The sequence below is a fragment of the Cellulomonas chitinilytica genome, from assembly GCF_016862675.1.
Taxonomy (GTDB): domain Bacteria; phylum Actinomycetota; class Actinomycetes; order Actinomycetales; family Cellulomonadaceae; genus Cellulomonas; species Cellulomonas chitinilytica.
The window spans coordinates 93,033-111,307 of record NZ_BONK01000002.1 but is presented as its reverse complement, the minus strand read 5'-3'; the positions used below and the strand labels follow the sequence as shown (position 1 = coordinate 111,307).

The window sequence follows — 18,275 nt, the reverse complement described above, 5'->3', positions numbered from 1 at the left end:
GATCCCGCTCCCCGGCACCGGGTCGGGAGGTCAGCTGTGCAGGGTCCACTTCTGGGCGCCGCTGCCGTTGCAGTCCCAGATCTGGACCTGCGTGCCCGCGGTCGTCGAGGCGCTCGGGTTGTCGAGGCACCGGTTCGACTGCGGGTTGTAGTAGCCGCCGTTGCGCGGGATCCACACCTGCGCGCCGGTGTTGTTGCAGTCGTAGAGCTGGACCTTGGTGCCGTTGGCGGTGCCGCCGCCGGCGATGTCGAGGCACTTGCCCTGGACGTGCAGCGTCGTGCCTGCCTCGACGAAGGTCCACTTCTGGGCGACCGTGCCGTTGCAGCCCCAGATCTGGATCTTGTTGCCGTTGGCGGTGCTCGCCGCGTTGTTGTCGAGGCACAGGCCGTTCGCGTTCGTGATCGAGCCGCTGGTCACGGTGCCGCCCCCGCCGCCGCCACCGCCGCCACCGGAGCCGGCGGCCGTGTACGCCGCGACGTAGTCGACGACCATCGGCACGCCCGACTGGGTGGCGCTCGTGGGGCCGCCGCCGAACGCCGCGGGGAAGCCGCCGCCGATCGCCACGTTGAGGATCATGAAGAAGCCGTGGTGCGTGGCGTTGTTCCAGGTGGTGGCGTCGACCTGGTTGGCGTTGACGGTGAAGAAGTTGGTGCCGTCGAGGTAGAACCGCAGCTGCTCGGGCGAGACGCTGCGGTCCTGCTCCACCGCGTACGTGTGGAACCCGGTCTGGCACCCGGAGCAGGCGCGTTCGCCGCTGGTGATGCCGGTCGTCTCGTTGCACGGTCCGCCGGGGTTGGTGCCGCAGTGCAGCGCGGCGAACTCAGAGCTGCGTCCGTTGATGTCCTCCATCACGTCGATCTCACCGATGCTCGGCCACCCGGTGGCGCCGGTCCCACGTGCCGCGGCGCCGAGCGCCCAGAACGCGGGCCAGTACCCGGCGGCGGCGGCGCCGCTGACGTTCGGCTGCTGCAGCCGTGCCTCGAACCGCAGCTTGCCGCCCGCGGGTGCCGCGAAGTCGGTCCGCTGCGTCTCGACCCGGCCGCTCGTCCACTGGCCGGAGGCGCTGCGGATCGGCTTGATGACGAGGTTCCCGGCACCGTCCTGGTACACGTTCTGGGTGCTGTTCGTCATCGTCTCGACCTCGCCGGTGCCCCAGTTGGCCGCGCCGCCCGGGTACCCGGTGCCGATGTCGTAGAGCCAGTTGGCGGTGTTGAGCCCGGTGTTCGCGGCCCCGTTGAAGTCGTCGACGAACTGCTGCGTCCAGCCGGACGGGGTGGGCGGGGCGGCGGCGGTGGCGTCGCCGGCGCCGGCGAGCGCGGCGGCCAGGACGGCGGTCGCGACGAGGGCGATCCGGGGGAGCCGGCGACGGTGTGCGGAGGAGCGGATGTGCGTCATGGAGGTGCACCACTTTCCGGGTGGGCTGCATGAACGAGGAGCGCCGGCCGTCGACGGGCGCGCGCGGGCGGCCGGTGCTGCGGGCGCGCAGCAGCGGCTACCAGGTGCGGTCGTCGTCGGCGCGGCGGGTGGAGGGCGGGGAGCTCTCGGTCGGCGCTCGTCGGTGAGCGCGGGTGGGGGACGCCGTGTCGAGTCGGGCGAATCGGCTGATCAGGTCGCTTTCGCCGGGTGACACCGTATTGGTCCGATTGACACGAGTCAACACGTCCTACGTCATGTCCCACGTCCGTGTGACCTCCACGAAAGAGGGATGCCCGGCCGCATCGCTGCGGCCGGGCACCCGTCGGGGCGGGCCCGGTCAGTGCCGCCCGTGCTGCCCGTGCCGCACGGCAGGCTGCGCGAGCGAGACGAGCTCGTGCGCCTGCTCGACGAACCAGTGCCCGGCGGCCGGGTCGACCATGCCGCGTGCCGGGTCGGTCGGACCGCCGGTGCCGCGGAAGCACTCGCCGTCGGACTCGCCCGGCACCTTGATCCACAGGTAGGCGTCGGCGAGGTCGGCGCCGGTCCTCGTCGTGGGCCGGACGCCGAGCCCGCGGCCGGGCGGGTTGCACCAGGTCTCGGCGTCGGAGTACACGCCGGCCGGTGCGGCCCACGGACCCTGCCCGTTGCGGCTCGTGTCGACCACGAAGTGGGTCGTCGCCGGCACGTCCCCGAGGATGAGGTCGTAGCGGGAGTTGATGCCCTTCGTGTTGTGCACGGCGTCCGGTGCCGTGTCGCTCCAGATGCCCGTGTTGCTCAGCAGCACGCCGTTCCAGTCGTTCGCCGGACCGCCGCTCCAGTACTGGTGGCCGCAGCTCGCGAAGTCGCCGGGCGTCACCTGCGTCACGTACGCGATGCAGCGCGACACCCAGGTGCCGTACTGCACGGAGTTCTCGGTGTACTCGTAGTTCGAGACGTTGAGGAAGAACCCGTCGGCGCGCTGCACGCCGGCCTTGATCAGCCGGTCCGCGGACTCGCTCGCGGGCAGCCAGTACGGTCCCGTGCCGTCGAGGTAGACGACCGTGCGCGGCTTGGACTTCAGGGCGTCGACCGCGTAGTTCAGCACCTCGAACCGCTGCGCGACGGCGGTCGCGGGGTCGAGCTCGGCCGGCTGGCACTTCTCGGCCACCCCGTCGAGGGTCGTGTACCAGGGGATGACGCCGAGGCCGTCGGGCTCGAGGACCACGACGGCCTCCCGGTCGCCGATGCCGGCGGCGAACGCGTCGATCCATGCCTTGTAGGCCGCGACGTTCGCGGCGCCGCCCGCGGAGTACAGGGCGCAGTCGCGGAACGGCACGTTGTAGGCGACGAGCACGGGGACCTTCTTGCCGGCGCGCCTCACCAGGCTCGAGACGTCCTTGCGAACCTGCGCGGGGGTGCCGTTCGTGAACCAGGTCGCGCTGGGGATCCTGCTGAGCAGCAGGGCGTCCTGCTTGGCCTGGCCCTTGAGCGACCGGGCGGCCTCGACGGTGGAGCTCTGCGGGTCCACGTACAGCCGGGTGGACCCGTCGAGCACGTCATTGGCGGCCTGCGCCGAGGTGGCGCCGAGCGTGCTCAGCGCGAGGGTGCAGGCGATCAGGGCGACGACGCTCCGACGTCTGCGGAAGGGTGGGGCCATGGGGGAGTCTCCCGGGGTCGGGCCGAGCCCAGACGGCATCGGCTGGTGAACGGACGAGAAACTGGAAGCGCTACCAGTTTCGCCCGGTCATGGTGGACCCGGGGGACGAGAACAGTCAAGGACGGACGAACCGGTCAGTCCGCGGACGGTGCCGAACCCCGCACCACGAGACGCACCGGCAGGATCAGCGGGCTCGGCCGCTCGCCGTCGACGAGCCGCAGGAGCATCTTCGCCATCTCCTGGCCGAGCGCCTGGATCGGCTGGTGGACGGTCGACAGCGGCGGGTCCGTGTGCTGGGCGACGGCGAGGTCGTCGAACCCGACGACGGCCACGTCGTCCGGCACCGACCGACCCGCGGCCCGCAGCGCCCGCAGCGCTCCGGCCGCCATGTTGTCCGACGCGGCCACGACCCCGTCCAGGTCGGGGTGGGCCGCCAGCAGCGACGCCATGGCCGCCGCCCCGCTGTCGGGGCTGAAGTCGCCGTGCGCGACCCTCTCGGCCGACAGGCCCGCGACGGCCAGCGCGTCGGCGACGCCGCGCGCGCGCTCGACGGCTGCGTGCAGGTCGGACGGCCCGGCGATCATCGCGATCCGGCGGCGCCCCAGGGCGAGCAGGTGCTCGGCGGCGATCCGGCCGCCGCCCCGGTTGTCGGCGTCCACGTACCAGTCCGGCGCCGCGCCCAGCGGACGACCGCCGAACACCACCGGCAGGTCGGTGACCTCGGAGAGGCCCGCCAGCCAGTCCGCCCCGCGCGGCGCCATCACCAGGACCCCGTCGGCGCGGCGGGCCCGCAGCACCTGCTTGAGCCGCTGCCGGCCCGGACCGGCCGCCGCCAGGACGAGGTTCAGGTCGAGGTCCGCGGCGTCCAGCTCGGCCGCGACGCCGATGATCACCTGCGCGTAGAACGGGTCCGCGAACAGCGCCGGGTCGTCGTTCGCGACGGCCAGGACGACCGCACCCGCGTGGTTCGTCGCGAGCGCCCGCGCCGTCGCGTGCGGCACGTAGCCGAGGTCGCGCACGGCCCGGGCGACCGCCTCGCGCTTGGCCCGGCTCACGTTCGGTGCGCCGTTCACCGCCCGGGACGCCGCCGACCGGGAGACGCCGGCGCGGAGCGCGACCTCGTCGAGCGTCGGCTGGTGCCGCGGAGCCTCCATGGGCGGTGGACCTCTTTCGACGTGGCGGTGCTCGACGTGGCGGTGCGGGGGAGCCGGGGGCGGCCTCGGGCTCACCGTAGCGGAGCGCACCGGGAGCGGTACCAGTCCTGTCCCAGCCGTGGTCGCACCGCCGGCCCGGCCTCCGCTCGCTGGTTCGGGCGAGCGCGACGACGATGGGTCGGTCGGCATCGAGCGATGAAGCGATGAGAGGTCAGCATGAGCGTGTACCGGGTGATCGACGTCATCGGCACCAGCGCCTCGTCGTGGGAGGAGGCGGCCGCCGAGGCGATCGGCACGGCGTCCGGATCGCTGCACGACCTTCGGGTCGCCGAGGTGACCAAGCAGGACGTCGTGGTCGGGGAGGACGGCACCCTGCTGTACCGGACCAGGATCCAGCTCTCGTTCAAGTACCAGCCCGAGTAGCCGGGCCCACGGCCGGGCGGTGCGGGTGCCCGCACCGCCGGGTGGTCGCGCCCGGCGCCGAGGCGTCGGGCTGTCGCCGCAGGTCGCAGCGGGCCTCAGCCGACCGGCGGCTCGATGAGGTCCCACGCCCCGCCGTACAGGTCCTCGAAGACGGCGACCGTCCCGTATGGCTCCCGCCGGGGCTCTTCGCGGAACCGGATGCCGTGCCGGAGCATCCGCTCGTGCTGCGCCGCGAAGTCGTCGGTCTCCAGGAAGAACGCGACGTCCGCGCCCACCTGCCGGCCGACCGGCGCACCCGGCGCGCCCAGTGCCAGCACGAGCCCCGTGCCCCCGTCCTGCGGTCCGACGACGACGCGACGCCACCCGCCGTCGAACGTCTCGTCCTGCCGGACGGCGAAGCCGAGGGCGTCCACGAAGAAGGCCAGCGCCTCGTCGTGGTCGTGGACGAGGTAGGTGACGTCGCGCAGCCGGATCATCCGGCGAGCGTAGGCCCGCACCACGGGTCGGCCACCCCACCGCGCGTCGCGGCGCCTGTGCCAGGATCACCCGAGCGCGAACCCGCGCGTGACGTGAGGGAGAACTGATGGCAGGCGGTCTCGCCGCGCTTCTGGACGACATCGCCGCACTGGCCAAGCTCGCCGCGGCGTCGGTCGACGACGTGAGCGCGGCCGCCGGGCGGGCGAGCGCCAAGGCGGCGGGAGTCGTCATCGACGACACCGCCGTGACGCCCCGCTACGTGCACGGGTTCACGCCCGACCGCGAGCTGCCGATCATCCGGCGGATCGCCGTCGGCTCGCTGCGCAACAAGCTGCTGTTCATCCTCCCGGCGGCCCTGCTGCTCAGCCAGTTCGTCCCGTGGCTGCTCACCCCGATCCTCATGGTCGGCGGCGCGTACCTGTCGTACGAGGGCGCGGAGAAGATCTGGGAGCTCGTCAGCGGGCACGCGCAGGAGCACACCAGCACGCCCGTCGCCACGCAGGGCGCCGACACGGAGAAGTCGATGGTCGGCGGCGCGATCCGCACCGACTTCATCCTGTCCGCCGAGATCATGGTCATCGCGCTGAACGAGGTCGCCGACGAGCCGTTCGTCTCCCGCGCGATCATCCTGGCCGTCGTCGCGCTCGCCATCACCGCGCTCGTGTACGGCGTCGTCGGCCTCATCGTGAAGCTCGACGACATCGGGCTGCACCTCGCCGGCCGGAGCAACGCCGCCGTCGCCGCCACCGGGCGGGTGCTCGTGCGGGCGATGCCGAAGATCCTGTCGGTCCTGTCGTCGGTCGGGATCGTCGCGATGCTGTGGGTCGGCGGGCACATCCTGCTCTCCGGCGTCGACGAGCTCGGCTGGCACGCGCCGTTCGAGCTGCTGCACCACCTCGAGGAGGCGGTGCACGGCGTCCCGGGCGTCGGGGGGTTGCTCGCGTGGCTCGTCGACACCCTCGGCTCGGCGCTCGTCGGTCTCGTCGTCGGCGCCGTGATCGTCGCCGTCCTGCACGTCGTCCCGCGCCGCCGGAAGGCCGCGCCGGCGTACTGACCCCTCCGCGCGCGCCACTGGTCGACGACTGCGGGGCGCGCCGGCTCCCCGGCCCGCCGCGGGTGTCGTGCGCCGACGTCCGCCTCGCGACGAATGGGCGAAATCTCCGCCGAAAGTTGGTGTCCGGATCGCCCAGAAGTCACCATCTCTGTTCGACGGCGGGAGTCCGGGCGCAGCGCAGGGTTGCGCCACCTGCCCCGTCGTCCAGGGGGCACACATGGGTACGCACATCCGCACCGTCGCCGTCGCCGTCGGGCTCGTCGCAGGTCTGGTCGGCGTCGCCGCACCGAGCCAGGCGCGGTCCGACACCGGCACGGTCCTCGACCTCGGCGTCGACGAGTGCGCGCAGGACGTGAACGGGCTCGGCGTCGTCGTGACGACCACGCACCTGTACCGGCAGGGGCGCACGTCCGCGCTGCCGGGCGGCCTCGACACCGCGGCGCGGATCAACGACCACGGCCAGGTCGCCGGGACCGACGACGACGTCGCCGCCCTCTGGGACGGCCGCCGCCTCGTCCGGATCGGCGTCGCGGACCCGGCGGACACGTACTCCTACGCGACGGGCCTCAACGGGCACGGCGACGTCGTCGGCACGTCCGGCCGGTACGGCGGCCGGACCCGCGCGTTCGTGTGGAGCGGCGGGACCGTGCGCGTCCTGCCCGACCTCGGCGGCAGCGCGGGCGCCACGGGCGTCAACGAGACCGGGCAGGTCGTCGGCTACGTCCGCGCGGCCACGGGACCGCAGCGCGCCGCGCTGTGGGAGGCCGACGGCACGCTCGTCGTGCTGGGCGCCCTGGGCGACGGCGGCGGCCACAGCCTGGCGGCCGCGATCAACGACCGCGGCGAGGTCGTCGGCTACAGCTACACGAAGACCGGGAACGGGCCGATGCGGGCCGTGCGGTGGTCGCCGGCAGGCACCGCCGAGCCGATCGACGGCGACGGCACCGTGTTCGGGCAGGCGGCGGACGTCAACAGCCGGGGCCGGGTCGTCGGGAACCTCCAGCTGGCCGACGGCTACCAGCAGGGCTTCGTCCGTGACCCACAGGGTGACGTGCGCCCGCTGGCGCGCGAGGGCGACGGCGACACGAGCGTGCTGAACGCCGTGAACGAGTCGGGCACCGCCGTGGGGTGCGTGTTCGCCGAGGACGGGTCCGAGCGCGCGATCATGCTCTACGGCTCACGCTGACGACGCCCGAGGCCCGACGCCGGGCTCAGCCGTCCAGGCGCGCGGCGACGTCGGCAGGGAAGCCACCGGTCGCGACCGGACCCCACCGGGTCGGCGTGATGCGGATCAGCGACTTGCCCTGCACGCGCATGGCGGCCCGGTACTCGTCCCAGTCGGGGTGCTCGCCGGCGATGCACCGGTAGTAGTCGACGAGCGCGTCCTCGGCGTCGGGCATGTGCAGCACCTCGGCGGTCCCGTCGACCTGGACCCAGGCGCCGCCGAAGTCGTCGGACAGCACGCACACGGTGACCCGCGGGTCGCGCTCGGCGTTGATCGTCTTGGCGCGGCCCGGGTACGTCGAGACCACGAGGCGGCCGGACGGGTCGACGCCGCCGGTGACAGGGGAGACCTGCGGCCGGCCGTCGTTGCGTGTCGTGACGAGGACGAAGCTGTGCCGGTCCCGGACGAAGTCCAGGAGGCCGGTGAGCTCGACGGTGGTGTTCGTGGCGATGGTGCGTGGCATGCCTCCACCGTAGGAGCGGTCGGCGGGTCCGTGGTGCGGGCCGCACCGCCCGTCGGGTCGCGGCGTCGGGCGGCCGCCGTAGTGTCGGGACGACGGTTCCCCGACCCCGGAGGCCCACGATGCGTGCCCACCGACCCGTCCGCGCGGCCCTCGTCGCCGCGACCGCCCTCCTCCTGCTCGGCGCGACCGCACCCGTCGCCACCGCGCACGACAAGCCCACCCTGCCGACGAGCTACGTCCTCGACCCCGCCGGCCAGGCAGCGGCGGACGTCTTCCCCGAGGGGATCGCCGCCCACGGGGACACGTTCTACGTCGGCAGCACGACCGACGGCACGGTCTACCGCGGCGACCTCCGCTCGCCCACGGCGACGCCCTTCCTGCCCGGCGGAGCGGACGGTCGCACGTCCGCCGTGGGGATGAAGGTGGACGGCCGGACGCTGTTCGTCGCCGGCGGCGGCACCGGGCTCGTGCTCGCCTACGACGTGCGCACCCGTGAGCTCGTCGGCTCGTGGCAGGTCGCGCCGACGGGCGCGCCGACCTTCCTCAACGACATCGCGATCGGACCGCGCGGCGACGTGTACGTCACCGACTCGCTGCGCCCGTACCTGTACCGGATCGACGCCCGCGAGCGCCGCACCGACGGCGTCGAGACGCTGCCGGTCCTCGTCGACTTCACGGGGACCGCGCTGCAGTACACGACCGGCTTCAACGTCAACGGCATCGTCGTGTCGCGTGACGGCCGGTACGCCGTGCTGGCGCAGTCGAACACCGCGACGCTGTTCCGCGTCCGGCTCGCCGACCGGTCCGTGTCGGCGGTGGACCTCGGCGGGCAGACGGTCGCCGGTGACGGCCTGGTCCTCGACGGGCGCACGCTGTACGCGGTCGAACGGCAGGGCGACGTGGGGTACGTCGTGACGATCTCGCTGGACCGGTCGCTGCTGCGCGGGACGGTGGTCGCCCGCACCACCGACGCCACGTTCGACGACCCCACCACGGCAGCGCTGAGCGGACGGTCGCTGCTCGTCGTGAACAGCCAGTTCGGCGAGCGGGCGGCGGGGGAGGCGCCCGGGCCGTTCACCGTCTCGCGGGTGCCCGTACCGCGCGCCTCCGGGCACGGGCACTGACCGACCGGTCGGTGCCCGCACGCGGCCCTGCCGTCGGCGCGGCCGTCCGGGTGAACCGCCCAGGTCGGCCGACGTCACCGCCCTACCATCCCTCCATGCACCCGGAGCTCCCTGAGGCCGACCGCGCGCCGAGCGCGAAGCCGTACCTGTGGGTGCTCGGGCTGACCATCGTCCTGCCGATGGTGCTCGTCGCCGTCGGGTGGCTGGTGCTGCCCCATCACAACCCGCCCGGCCAGTGCGACGGGATCGGGTTCGGGTGCGTGCCGAACCCGGCGGACGGCCTGCTGATCGTGTCGATGATCGTCGTCCTTCCGGCGTGCGTGCTCGTCGCCGGTGCGGCGTGCGCGACGATCGCGATCACGCGAGCCGTGCGCGGCCGGCGCGCTCGGCGCTGAGCCGTCGCTGCGGACGTCGGCTGCGCCGGGGTCGGCGGCTCTGTCGCAGGGGCCGACCGCGTCCCGAAGGTCCTAGTCTCCGAGCATGGAGCTCGCGGCGCGAGGATCGACGGAGTGGACGGCGACGTGGCTGCCGTTCTTCGGGTCGCTGGTCGTGGCGCTCGTCGCGCTCGCCGGTGTGGTGTGGGCGTCGAACAAGAACGCGCGGACGATCACGAGCACCGAGATCCTCAGGCACAAGAACGTGGTGGACGAGGCGCTCGCGGTCGCGACACGCAACGAGAAGGTGGCGGTGCTGCTGCGGCTGATCGACGAGACGACTCGCCACATCCTCGTCGCCGACGACGTGTTCCAGGCCTTCCGACGGTTCGCCGCAGGTGACACCAGCGCGGACCGGACCGGCGCGCGGGACGCGTTCAACGCGCACGGTGCCACCCTGACGAGCGCGGAGTCGGCGGCCTTCCTGTACGCCCCGGAGTCGCTGGTCACGCTCGCGCAGGAGGTCGGCAACGGCGCGGCCGCTGCCCTCGCCGGCATCGACCAGCTGAGCCTCGCGGACATGACGGCCCGGCAGACCGAGAACCACGCGGCGCTGCAGCGGCACCTGGCCGTCCTCGTCAGCGCCGTCCGGACCGAGCTCGGACTTCGACCACCCGGCCAGGCGTAGCGGTCGCCGCCACGGCGGTGCCTCCCGCGGCCGTCGCTACCCCGTCGCCGGGCGGGTGAGGTGGATGGAGTCGAGTGCTCGGGCGGGCGTCGCCTGCAGCTGGAAGAGGCGCCGCTGCACAGGCGGTGGCATCCGGGTGACCAGACGGATGAGCTGAGGCAGGAGCCGGACCTGGGTGCGGGTCCGGGGGATCAGGGTGGACATGATCGCCGGCCCGATGGCCCGGGACCTCACGGCGAGCTCGCGCATGCCGTCCTCGTAGGCGCGCAGGCCGGCCGCGTGGTCAGGGTGCGCGCGCGCCAGCTCCTGCGCGAGGACGAAGGCGCCGACCATGGCGACGCTCGTGCCGCCACCGACGGCCGGACCGGGGGAGTAGCCGGCGTCGCCGACGAGCGCGACCCGGTCCGTCGTCCAGCGCTCCATCGCGATCTGGCTGATCGAGTCGAAGTAGAAGTCCTCGGCGGCGTCCGTCTCCGCGAGCAACCGCGGGACCTCCCAGCCGTCACCGGCGTAGATCTGGTGCAGCACCTGCTTCTGCCCTGCGACGTCGCGATGGTCGAGCCGGAGCTCGTCGTCGCGGCGGAACAGGAAGCCTGCTCTGGCCCACGTCGTCCCGTGGACGGGGTAGACCGCCGCGACCCGGCCGGGTGCGTTCCCGACCACCATGCGGCCCTGCAGGTCGAGGTAGTTGGGGATCGCCGCGAAGGCGAGATAGCCCCCGAGGAATCGACGGAACTGCTCCTCGGGCCCGAACACGAGGCGACGGACGACCGAGTGCAGCCCGTCCGCGCCGATCACGAGGTCGAACCGGGCGGCAGGCATGTGCTCGAACGTCACGTCGAGTCCGTCCGGCTCCTCGTGGATCGCTCGGATCGAGTCCTCGAACACGTAGTGCACGTCGTCGCGCGTCGCCTCGTGCAGGAGGGTGGCGAGCTCGCCGCGCATGATCTCGACGTGCTGGCCCGAGATCCCGGCGACGAGGTGGCCCATCTGGACGTCGACCTCGCGCCTGCCACGACGATGGAAGGAGACGACGTCGGTCCGGGTGCGGGCGTCGATCACCGCGGGCAGGACTCCGGTCCATGCGGCCACCTCCATCGCCGGCCCGAACAGGTCCACGGCGTGGCCGCTGGTCCGGACCTGTGCCAGCGGCATCCGCTCGACGACCGTCACGTCGAAGCCGTACCGGCGGAGCCAGTAGGCGGCCGTCGGGCCCGCGACGCTGGCGCCCGAGATCACGATGCGCCCGGCAGACCCGAGCATGCGGTCAACGGTAGCGACCTGCCCGATGCTCGCGACCGTGACGACCGAGCTCGTCGACCGGGCTGGTGCTACGAGTTCTGCGGCTGGACGTGTGCTGCGAGGCTGTTGACGGCAAGCGTCTGTCCCCGGCCGTCCTCGGTGGTGACCGCGATCCCCAACGTGGCGGGGTGATAGTCCTCGAACCCCACGGGTCCTAGGTCGGTGCGCGGGCGGACGGCGATCACGTAGAACCCGGGCTGAGCGGTCGGATAGGACGCCGCTATCCGAAGGGGCACCGTCTCGGTCGAGTTGACGTTCAAGATGATGAACGCCGTCACCTGGCCGCGGCCCTCGTCGTCCAGCGCGATGTCGAGCTCCACCGGGCTTCCCGCCTCGTCGATCACCGACAGCGCAACCAACGCCTCAGGGCCGGGTTCCGCGTCCGGGTGACCCTGGTTGATCAGGAATGAGGCCTGCACGTCGAACCTAGCCATGGCCGTCCCAGCGCCGAGTTGTCTCGAGTCTGCTCTCTGCCTGCTCCACTGCCAACCCTGTGCTCGGTGCGCGTGCACCGATCCGGCCGGCGCTGAGCATCGCGGCGTCCGGCGGGAGCTACGCCGGCAGGATCCCGCGCTGACGTGCGGTCGCGACCGCCTCGGTCCGTGACTGCACGCCGAGCTTGTCGTACGTGTGGGCGAGGTGGGACTTCACGGTGGCCTTCGAGAGGAACAGCTCGCGGGCGATCTCGTCGTTCGACCGACCGAGGGCGACGAGGTTGAGCACCTCGAGCTCACGCAGCGTGAGCGAGACCGCGGGGCGGCGCATCCTGTCGAGGAGGCGTGCCTGGACCGCCGGCCCGAGGGCGACGGCGCCCGACGCGGCTGCGCGGATCGCGGCCGTGAGCTCGTCGGTCGGGGCGTCCTTGAGGAGGTAGCCGCTCGCGCCGGCCTCGATCGCGGACAGGATGTCGGTGTCCGAGCCGTACGTGGTGAGGACGAGCACCGGCGGCCCGCCCGCGGCGACGATCTGGCGGGTCGCGTCGGCGCCGCCGAGGCGGCCGGGACCGAACTGCAGGTCGACGAGCAGGACGTCCGCGGGCTCGCCGCGGCGGACCCGTGCGACGAGGTCCTCCGCGGTGCCGAGCTCGGCGACGACCCGCATGTCGGGCTCGTGCTCGATGACGGCGCGCAGCCCGGCACGGACCACGGGGTGGTCGTCGGTGAGCACGACCTCGATCACGGGGTCTCCTGGAGCTCGTCGCCGAGCGGCTGAGCAGGGCTGGGGACGGGCAGCCGCACGGCGACGGCCGTCCCCTCGCCGGGTGCGCTCTCGACGGCGAGGGTGCCGCCGATCTCCCGGATGCGCGAGCCCATCGCCGCCAGGCCGAAGCCCCCGGCCTGGTCGGGCTGCGGGCCGGGGACGAAGCCGCACCCGTCGTCGACGACGTCGAGCACCACCTCGTCGTCCTCGAACGTGAGCGTGACGGCGGCGTGCGTCGCCGCGGAGTGCTGCACGACGTTGGCCAGCGCCGACTGCGCGACCCGCACCAGCGCGGCCTCGAGCGCGACCGGCAGCCGGCGTCCGTCGCCCGAGACCTCCACCCTCACCTGCAGCCCGTCCGCGGTGTCCTGCGCACGGTCGGCCACCCGTCGCAGGGCCGCGACGAGCGTCGCGCCGTCGAGGTCGGCCGGTGCCAGCGCGTGCACGAACCGGCGGGCCTCGCCGAGGTTCTCCCGGGCGGTCCGGCGCGCCTGGTCGACGAACCGGTGCGCCTGCTCGTCGTCGGTGCCGATGCTGAGGTCCGCCGAGCGCAGCAGCAGCTCGATCGCGGACAGGCCCTGCGCGAGGGTGTCGTGGATCTCCCGGGCGAGCCGTTCGCGCTCACCGGCGACCGCCGCGTCACGCTCGGCCGCGGCGAGGTGCTCGCTCACCGTGGTGAGCTCGTCGACGGTCCGTCGTCGTTGCTCGGACTCGCGCGCCAGGGCCTCCAGCCCGAGCATCACCGCGACCGCGACGCAGGCGCCCACGACGGGCCCGAGGACGTAGCCGATGGAGCCGTCGGCCCCGGACCGTTCCACGACCCCGGCGCCGACCGCGAGCAGCGTGGTCACGACGACCGCGACCACGCCCCGGTGAGGCCCCAGGACGTGCATCTCGAGCAGCATCAGCGGGAAGGCGATCCACAGCGCCGCCGTGCTCGAGGCGAGCAGCGCGGCCCAGAGCAGGAGGAGACCGGCGACCCACCCACCGGCGGGCCACCACGCTCCGCGCGGCGACGTGAGCGGCTCCCGGTCGACCCGGACCGTGAGGCGCCCCCAGGCGTACAGCAGGGCGAACGCCGTGCCCGCGACGAGTGCCACCCACGGCGCGACGGACTCGTCCGGCTGGAGGACCGCGGTCGTCAGGAGGGCCGCCACCAGCACGTCCAGCCCGATCAGCAGCCCACGGGTCACGGGGAGCGCGGGATGAGCAGGCACCACGCCACCGTAGCCACCGGTCGCCGACGCGGATCAGCCGAAGGGTGGAGATCGGAAGCCACCCCCCGGCTCCGGACGTCCCGCCCGCGGCCTGATGGGCTCGTCCCCCCACGCGGCGAGGGTGGAGACAGCTCCGCTCACCGACCTGGAGGTCACCGATGTTCGTCGCCCTGCGCGACCTGCGCCACGCTCGCGGGCGCTTCACCCTGATGCTCGTCGTGATCGCGATGATCACGTTCCTCGTCACGTTCCTCGCCTCGCTGACCGCCGGGCTGTCGCGCGAGTCGACGTCGGCCGTGACCGACCTGCCCGCCGACCACCTGGCGTTCGCGATGCCCGCCCCGGACGACGCCCCGGACTTCACCGCCTCCACCGTGACGCCCGACCAGTGGCAGGCCTGGGCCGACGCACCGGGCGTGACGAGCGCCGACCCGCTCGGCGTCATGACGACCCGGGCGGAGTCGTCGACCACGACGGCGCCGGTCACCGCACTGGGCGTCGAGCCCGGGTCCGTCCTGCTCCCCGGGCCGGCACGTGATCTCGCGACGGGCACGGTCGCCCTGTCCGCGGACGCCGCGGCAGCGCTGGCGGCCGACGTGGGCGACCGGGTCGACGTCGCCGGTGCCGAGCTCCGGGTCGGCGCCGTCGTGGACGAGGAGGTCTCGTTCGCGCACACGCCCGTCGTCTGGACCACGCTGGGCGACTGGCAGGCGGTCGCCGCACCGCGCGGCGACGGCCCGACCGCCACGGTCGTGGCGCTCACGCTCGACGAGCCGGACGCCACCGTCGCCGCCACCGACGCGGCCCTCGGCACGGTGACCGTCACGACCGCCCAGGCACGCAGCGCGATCGGCTCCTTCTCGGCCGAGAACGGGTCGCTGACGACGATCCAGGTGTTCCTCCTGGCGATCTCGGCGCTCGTCGTCGGGGCGTTCTTCACCGTGTGGACGATCAGCCGTGCCGGGGACGTCGCGGTCCTCAAGGCGCTCGGCGCGTCGACCCGCTACCTGCTGCGCGACGCGATGGGGCAGGCCGTCGTCGTGCTGGTCCTGGGAGTCGGGGCGGGGACCGCGGTCGCCGTCGTCGCCGCGGCCCTCCTGGGCGGAGCGGTGCCGGCCGTGGTCGGCGTCGCCACCACCCTCGTCCCCGCCGTCGCGCTCGTCGCGACCGGGTTCGTCGGCGCCGCGCTCGCGATCGTCCGGATCACCCGCATCGACCCCCACGCAGCGCTCGCCGCGCGCTGACCCCCACCCTCAAGGAGCCCTCCGATGGACCTGCATCTCGACCGGATCACCCTCGTCTACCCCGACGGCGACGAGACCCTCACCGCCGTCGACGACGTCAGCCTGACCGTCCCGGCCGGGACGACCACGGCACTGCTCGGCCCCTCGGGGTCGGGCAAGTCCAGCCTGCTCGCGGTGGCGGGCGGCCTGACCCGGCCGACGTCCGGCGACGTCCGCATCGGCGAGGACGTGGCGTTCGGACCGCACACCCCGCTCCGGGCGGCGACCCGGACCCGGCTCGAGCAGGTGGGGATCGTGTTCCAGGCGCCGCAGCTGCTGGCGTCGCTCACGGCCCTGGAGCAGCTCGAGCTGCACGCGCACCTGCGCGGCCGGCGGCCCGCCACCGTCCGCGACGAGGCGACGGCCCTGCTCGGGGAGGTCGGCCTGGCCGACCTGGCGCACCGGCACCCGGCGCAGCTGTCCGGCGGCCAGCGTCAGCGGGTCGCGATCGCCCGTGCGCTCGTCGGGTCCCCGGACGTGCTGCTCGTCGACGAGCCGACGTCCGCCCTCGACCACGAGCGCGGCACGCAGGTCGTCGAGCTGGTCACCCGGCTCGCCCGCGAGCGCGGCGCTGCGGCGGTGATCGTCTCGCACGACGCGTCCACGCTGGGCTCGGTCGACCGGACGGTCCGGATCGTGAACGGGCGGCTCGAGACCGCCGAGGCCCTCGTCCCGGGCTAAGCCCGGGTCAGGGCTTCGCCGGGAACGCGGTGCGGGCCACGAGGATCACGACGAGGCTCGCGACCACCAGCCCGGCGCCGACGAACGGCAGCGCCTCGAGCCCGGGGCCGACGAGCACGAGGGCGCCGAGCGCGGCGCCGCCGCCGATGCCGATGTTCGCGGTCGAGTTGACCAGCGCGCCGATGACGTCGGGCGAACCGCCGCGGGTGCGGATCGCGGCCGTCTGGAACACCGACGCCATCGCGCCGAACGACCCGCACCAGAGCGCGGCCCCGGCCAGCACGCCGGCCGTCGTCGGGAACGTCAGGCCGACCGCGAGCAGCCCGAGGGCCATGCCCGCGTGGACCACGACGGTGCCCCGGCGAGGGTGCCGGTCCAACGACGTCGCGGCGTACGCCGTGCCGAGCAGACCGACCGCTCCCAGGCCGAGCAGCACGGGCCCGACGGCGGTCTCGCGCAGACCGCTGGCCAGCAGGATCACCGAGACGTACGTGTAGACGACGTACTGGCCGAGGTACGTGAGCGTGTTGGACACCGACACGATCCCGAGCCGGGCACGACGGGCCGTCCGGGTGCCGTCGGCGTGCGGTGCGTCGTCGGCCGACACCCCGGGCAGCAGGGTCGCGACGAGGACGGTGGCGACCCCGCACGCCGCCGCGAGGACGAGGAATCCGTTGCGCCACCCGACGGCGACTCCGAGCGTGGTGGACAGCGGCACGCCGAGCACGAGCCCGGCCGACGCCCCGGCCGTGACGAGGGCGAGCGCGCGACCCGTGAACCGCGGTGCGACCAGCCGGGACCCGTACCCGATGCTCAGCGAGAAGAACAGCGCGTGCGCGACACCGCCGAGCGCCCGTCCGGCGGCGACGACCCCGAACCCGGGTGCGATCCCGACGAGCAGGTTGCTGGCCGTGTACGCGGCGAGAGTGACGAGCAGAAGCCCCTTGCGCGGCAGCCGCCGGGTGCCGAGCGTCAGGGGGATCGCCAGGGCAGCGACCATGAACGCGTACACGGTGACGAGGAGGCCTGCGATCGACTCGGTCACGCCGAGGTCGTCGCTCATCTGCGGCAGCAGACCGACCGGCACCAGCTCGGTGGTGAGGGCCACGAAGGTGGCGAGCGTCAGGGCGGCCAGGCCACCGGCGGCTGCACGCAGCGACCCGGGCTGCCAGGTGGTCGGGGCCGTCTGAGTCACGTCCGCATGCTCGCACGAGCCGCGGACACCCTCAGGCATGAGCGAACGACGTGGCCGCCGGATCGGGCACGCATCTGGCCCGACAGCACGAAGGCCCCCTCGAGAGGGGGCCTTGACCTGCGGTGACTGCTGGCTCCCTCGACTGGACTCGAACCAGTAACCGTCCGATTAACAGTCGGATGCTCTGCCAATTGAGCTACGAGGGATCGTGCGGGAAGAAACTCTAGCAGCCGTTCGGGGGTGCCTCGGACACCCCTGGGGGCCCGCACGGTGTCAGCGGGGGAGCCCCACGGCGTCCCGGATCTCGGCCTCAGCAGCGTCGACGGCGGTCGTCACGGCAGGGTCGGTGAGGTCGACGGCGCCGTCCGGGATCACCTGGGTGAAGAGCTCACCGTCCTCGTCGCGCCGCAGCGCGACCTTGACCCGGCGGCCGTCGGGGACGACCGCGGTGACCACGTGCACGACGGACTGCTGGACCCGCTCGCGGAACGCCTGGCTGAAGGTGCGCGCGCCGGGCTCCTCGGGGAACACGAGCCGGCTGGTCGATCCCCACACCCACCGGACCGTCAGGGTGCGCGTCGTGGGGTCGAGCGTGCCGCCGTCGACGTCGCACCACGGCGACCGGGCGACCTCGGCGGCGCCGAGGACGTGCAGGGCGCGTCGGGACGCGACGACCCACTGGCCGTCGACGAGCTCGGTCGACGCGAGGACGGAGTCGCCGGGCAGCAGGTCGAGGCGGGCGCGTTCGGCGGCGGGGAGGCGTCGCCGTCGGGAGAACAGTGGCACCGCATCACGGTACCGGCGCGCGAGGGTCGCCCGGCGCACCTGGGGAGGTGGGTCGGTGCCGTCGTCAGACGACCTCGTCGAGCAGCCCCGTCGCGACGTCGAACACGAAGCCGCGCACGGCGTCGGTGTGCGGGACGAACGGGCTGGCGGTGATCCGGGCGATCGACTGCCGCACGTCGACGGCGAGGTCGGAGAACGCCTCCGCGGCCCACGGCGGCCGGATGCCGGTCTCGTCCTGGATCGACTGCTTGAACGCGTCGTCCGTGAACGTGAGCATCCCGCAGTCGGTGTGGTGGACCAGCACGACCTCGCGGGTGCCGAGGAGGCGCTGGCTGATGGCGAGGGAGCGGATGACGTCGTCGGTGACGGCGCCGCCGGCGTTGCGGATGACGTGCGCCTCACCGGGCGCGAGCCCCAGCAGCCCGTGGACGTCGAGGCGGGCGTCCATGCAGGCGACGACGGCGACGTGCTTGGACGGGGGCAGGGGGAGCGGGCCGGTGAACCCGGCGGCGTAGCGGCGGTTGTTCTCGAGGTACTCGTCGGTGACGGACATCGGGGCCTCCGGTCGGGGCGGTGT

The 18,275-nt window shown here is 73.5% G+C and carries 21 protein-coding genes and 1 tRNA gene; 9 read left to right on the top strand and 13 right to left on the bottom strand.

Going from position 1 to position 18,275, the window contains the following annotated elements; translation table 11 throughout:
• Window positions 1–30: 30 nt before the first annotated feature.
• On the bottom strand, window positions 31–1,395 hold the full coding sequence (locus Cch01nite_RS03090; protein WP_203748439.1) for a ricin-type beta-trefoil lectin domain protein: 1,365 nt from the start codon (window positions 1,393–1,395) through the stop codon (window positions 31–33).
• 29 nt (window positions 1,396–1,424) lie between these two features.
• Here Cch01nite_RS03090 and Cch01nite_RS03085 point away from each other — a divergent pair, with 29 nt between their 5' ends.
• The gene (locus tag Cch01nite_RS03085) at window positions 1,425–1,562 is read left to right on the top strand and encodes a hypothetical protein (protein WP_203748437.1); all 138 of its coding nucleotides are present in this window, start codon (window positions 1,425–1,427) and stop codon (window positions 1,560–1,562) included.
• Between the two features lie 191 nt (window positions 1,563–1,753).
• On the opposite strand, the gene Cch01nite_RS03080 is transcribed toward Cch01nite_RS03085, so the two are convergent.
• Together Cch01nite_RS03080 and Cch01nite_RS03075 are read right to left on the bottom strand one after the other, a co-directional pair.
• Window positions 1,754–3,052, bottom strand: coding sequence for a glycoside hydrolase family 6 protein (locus Cch01nite_RS03080; protein WP_203748435.1), 1,299 nt, complete (start codon window positions 3,050–3,052; stop codon window positions 1,754–1,756).
• Window positions 3,053–3,186: 134 nt separating this feature from the next.
• Window positions 3,187–4,206: a LacI family DNA-binding transcriptional regulator gene (locus Cch01nite_RS03075; protein WP_203748433.1), complete on the bottom strand. Its 1,020-nt coding sequence runs from the start codon at window positions 4,204–4,206 to the stop codon at window positions 3,187–3,189.
• Between the two features lie 216 nt (window positions 4,207–4,422).
• Here Cch01nite_RS03075 and Cch01nite_RS03070 point away from each other — a divergent pair, with 216 nt between their 5' ends.
• Complete coding sequence (locus Cch01nite_RS03070) at window positions 4,423–4,629, top strand: dodecin family protein (protein WP_203748430.1); 207 nt, start codon at window positions 4,423–4,425, stop codon at window positions 4,627–4,629.
• Between the two features lie 95 nt (window positions 4,630–4,724).
• Here the strand turns inward: Cch01nite_RS03070 and Cch01nite_RS03065 are convergent, their stop codons facing one another.
• Complete coding sequence (locus Cch01nite_RS03065) at window positions 4,725–5,105, bottom strand: VOC family protein (protein WP_203748427.1); 381 nt, start codon at window positions 5,103–5,105, stop codon at window positions 4,725–4,727.
• A gap of 107 nt (window positions 5,106–5,212) precedes the next feature.
• Here Cch01nite_RS03065 and Cch01nite_RS03060 point away from each other — a divergent pair, with 107 nt between their 5' ends.
• Window positions 5,213–6,160: a DUF808 domain-containing protein gene (locus Cch01nite_RS03060; protein WP_203748424.1), complete on the top strand. Its 948-nt coding sequence runs from the start codon at window positions 5,213–5,215 to the stop codon at window positions 6,158–6,160.
• A 217-nt stretch (window positions 6,161–6,377) separates the two neighbouring features.
• Window positions 6,378–7,346 (top strand): hypothetical protein, encoded by a 969-nt coding sequence (locus Cch01nite_RS03055; RefSeq protein ID WP_203748421.1) that lies wholly within the window; start codon window positions 6,378–6,380, stop codon window positions 7,344–7,346.
• A 25-nt stretch (window positions 7,347–7,371) separates the two neighbouring features.
• On the opposite strand, the gene Cch01nite_RS03050 is transcribed toward Cch01nite_RS03055, so the two are convergent.
• Entirely contained in the window at window positions 7,372–7,848 is a 477-nt protein-coding gene (locus tag Cch01nite_RS03050) for a PPOX class F420-dependent oxidoreductase (RefSeq protein ID WP_203748418.1), read from the bottom strand.
• A 119-nt stretch (window positions 7,849–7,967) separates the two neighbouring features.
• On the opposite strand from Cch01nite_RS03050, the gene Cch01nite_RS03045 reads away from it, so the two are divergent.
• The 3 genes from Cch01nite_RS03045 to Cch01nite_RS03035 all read left to right on the top strand — a co-directional run bounded on the left by Cch01nite_RS03045 (window position 7,968) and on the right by Cch01nite_RS03035 (window position 10,034).
• Window positions 7,968–8,972: an SMP-30/gluconolactonase/LRE family protein gene (locus tag Cch01nite_RS03045; protein ID WP_203748415.1), complete on the top strand. Its 1,005-nt coding sequence runs from the start codon at window positions 7,968–7,970 to the stop codon at window positions 8,970–8,972.
• 95 nt (window positions 8,973–9,067) lie between these two features.
• On the top strand, window positions 9,068–9,367 hold the full coding sequence (locus tag Cch01nite_RS03040) for a hypothetical protein (protein WP_203748412.1): 300 nt from the start codon (window positions 9,068–9,070) through the stop codon (window positions 9,365–9,367).
• A gap of 85 nt (window positions 9,368–9,452) precedes the next feature.
• Entirely contained in the window at window positions 9,453–10,034 is a 582-nt protein-coding gene (locus tag Cch01nite_RS03035; RefSeq protein ID WP_203748409.1) for a hypothetical protein, read from the top strand.
• Between the two features lie 36 nt (window positions 10,035–10,070).
• Here Cch01nite_RS03035 and Cch01nite_RS03030 read toward each other — a convergent pair whose 3' ends face one another.
• The 4 genes from Cch01nite_RS03030 to Cch01nite_RS03015 all read right to left on the bottom strand — a co-directional run bounded on the left by Cch01nite_RS03030 (window position 10,071) and on the right by Cch01nite_RS03015 (window position 13,753).
• Entirely contained in the window at window positions 10,071–11,297 is a 1,227-nt protein-coding gene (locus Cch01nite_RS03030) for an FAD-dependent monooxygenase (protein ID WP_203748406.1), read from the bottom strand.
• A 68-nt stretch (window positions 11,298–11,365) separates the two neighbouring features.
• Entirely contained in the window at window positions 11,366–11,770 is a 405-nt protein-coding gene (locus tag Cch01nite_RS03025) for a hypothetical protein (RefSeq protein ID WP_203748404.1), read from the bottom strand.
• Window positions 11,771–11,888: 118 nt separating this feature from the next.
• Complete coding sequence (locus tag Cch01nite_RS03020) at window positions 11,889–12,515, bottom strand: response regulator transcription factor (protein WP_203748402.1); 627 nt, start codon at window positions 12,513–12,515, stop codon at window positions 11,889–11,891.
• Window positions 12,512–13,753, bottom strand: a complete 1,242-nt coding sequence (locus tag Cch01nite_RS03015) for a sensor histidine kinase (RefSeq protein WP_239069808.1) — start codon at window positions 13,751–13,753, stop codon at window positions 12,512–12,514. Before Cch01nite_RS03015 ends, Cch01nite_RS03020 begins: the two co-directional genes overlap by 4 nt.
• A gap of 158 nt (window positions 13,754–13,911) precedes the next feature.
• Between Cch01nite_RS03015 and Cch01nite_RS03010 the strand changes: the two genes are divergently transcribed.
• Window positions 13,912–14,997 (top strand): ABC transporter permease, encoded by a 1,086-nt coding sequence (locus Cch01nite_RS03010; RefSeq protein WP_203748401.1) that lies wholly within the window; start codon window positions 13,912–13,914, stop codon window positions 14,995–14,997.
• A 24-nt stretch (window positions 14,998–15,021) separates the two neighbouring features.
• Window positions 15,022–15,717: an ABC transporter ATP-binding protein gene (locus Cch01nite_RS03005; RefSeq protein WP_203748399.1), complete on the top strand. Its 696-nt coding sequence runs from the start codon at window positions 15,022–15,024 to the stop codon at window positions 15,715–15,717.
• Between the two features lie 7 nt (window positions 15,718–15,724).
• Here the strand turns inward: Cch01nite_RS03005 and Cch01nite_RS03000 are convergent, their stop codons facing one another.
• From Cch01nite_RS03000 to Cch01nite_RS02985, 4 genes are all read right to left on the bottom strand, one after another.
• Window positions 15,725–16,912, bottom strand: coding sequence for an MFS transporter (locus Cch01nite_RS03000; RefSeq protein WP_239069802.1), 1,188 nt, complete (start codon window positions 16,910–16,912; stop codon window positions 15,725–15,727).
• Window positions 16,913–17,042: 130 nt separating this feature from the next.
• Window positions 17,043–17,118 (bottom strand) — tRNA-Asn (locus Cch01nite_RS02995).
• 67 nt (window positions 17,119–17,185) lie between these two features.
• The gene (locus tag Cch01nite_RS02990; protein ID WP_203748395.1) at window positions 17,186–17,698 is read right to left on the bottom strand and encodes a hypothetical protein; all 513 of its coding nucleotides are present in this window, start codon (window positions 17,696–17,698) and stop codon (window positions 17,186–17,188) included.
• A gap of 64 nt (window positions 17,699–17,762) precedes the next feature.
• Window positions 17,763–18,251, bottom strand: a complete 489-nt coding sequence (locus tag Cch01nite_RS02985) for a beta-class carbonic anhydrase (protein ID WP_203748392.1) — start codon at window positions 18,249–18,251, stop codon at window positions 17,763–17,765.
• Between the last annotated feature and the right edge of the window lie 24 nt (window positions 18,252–18,275).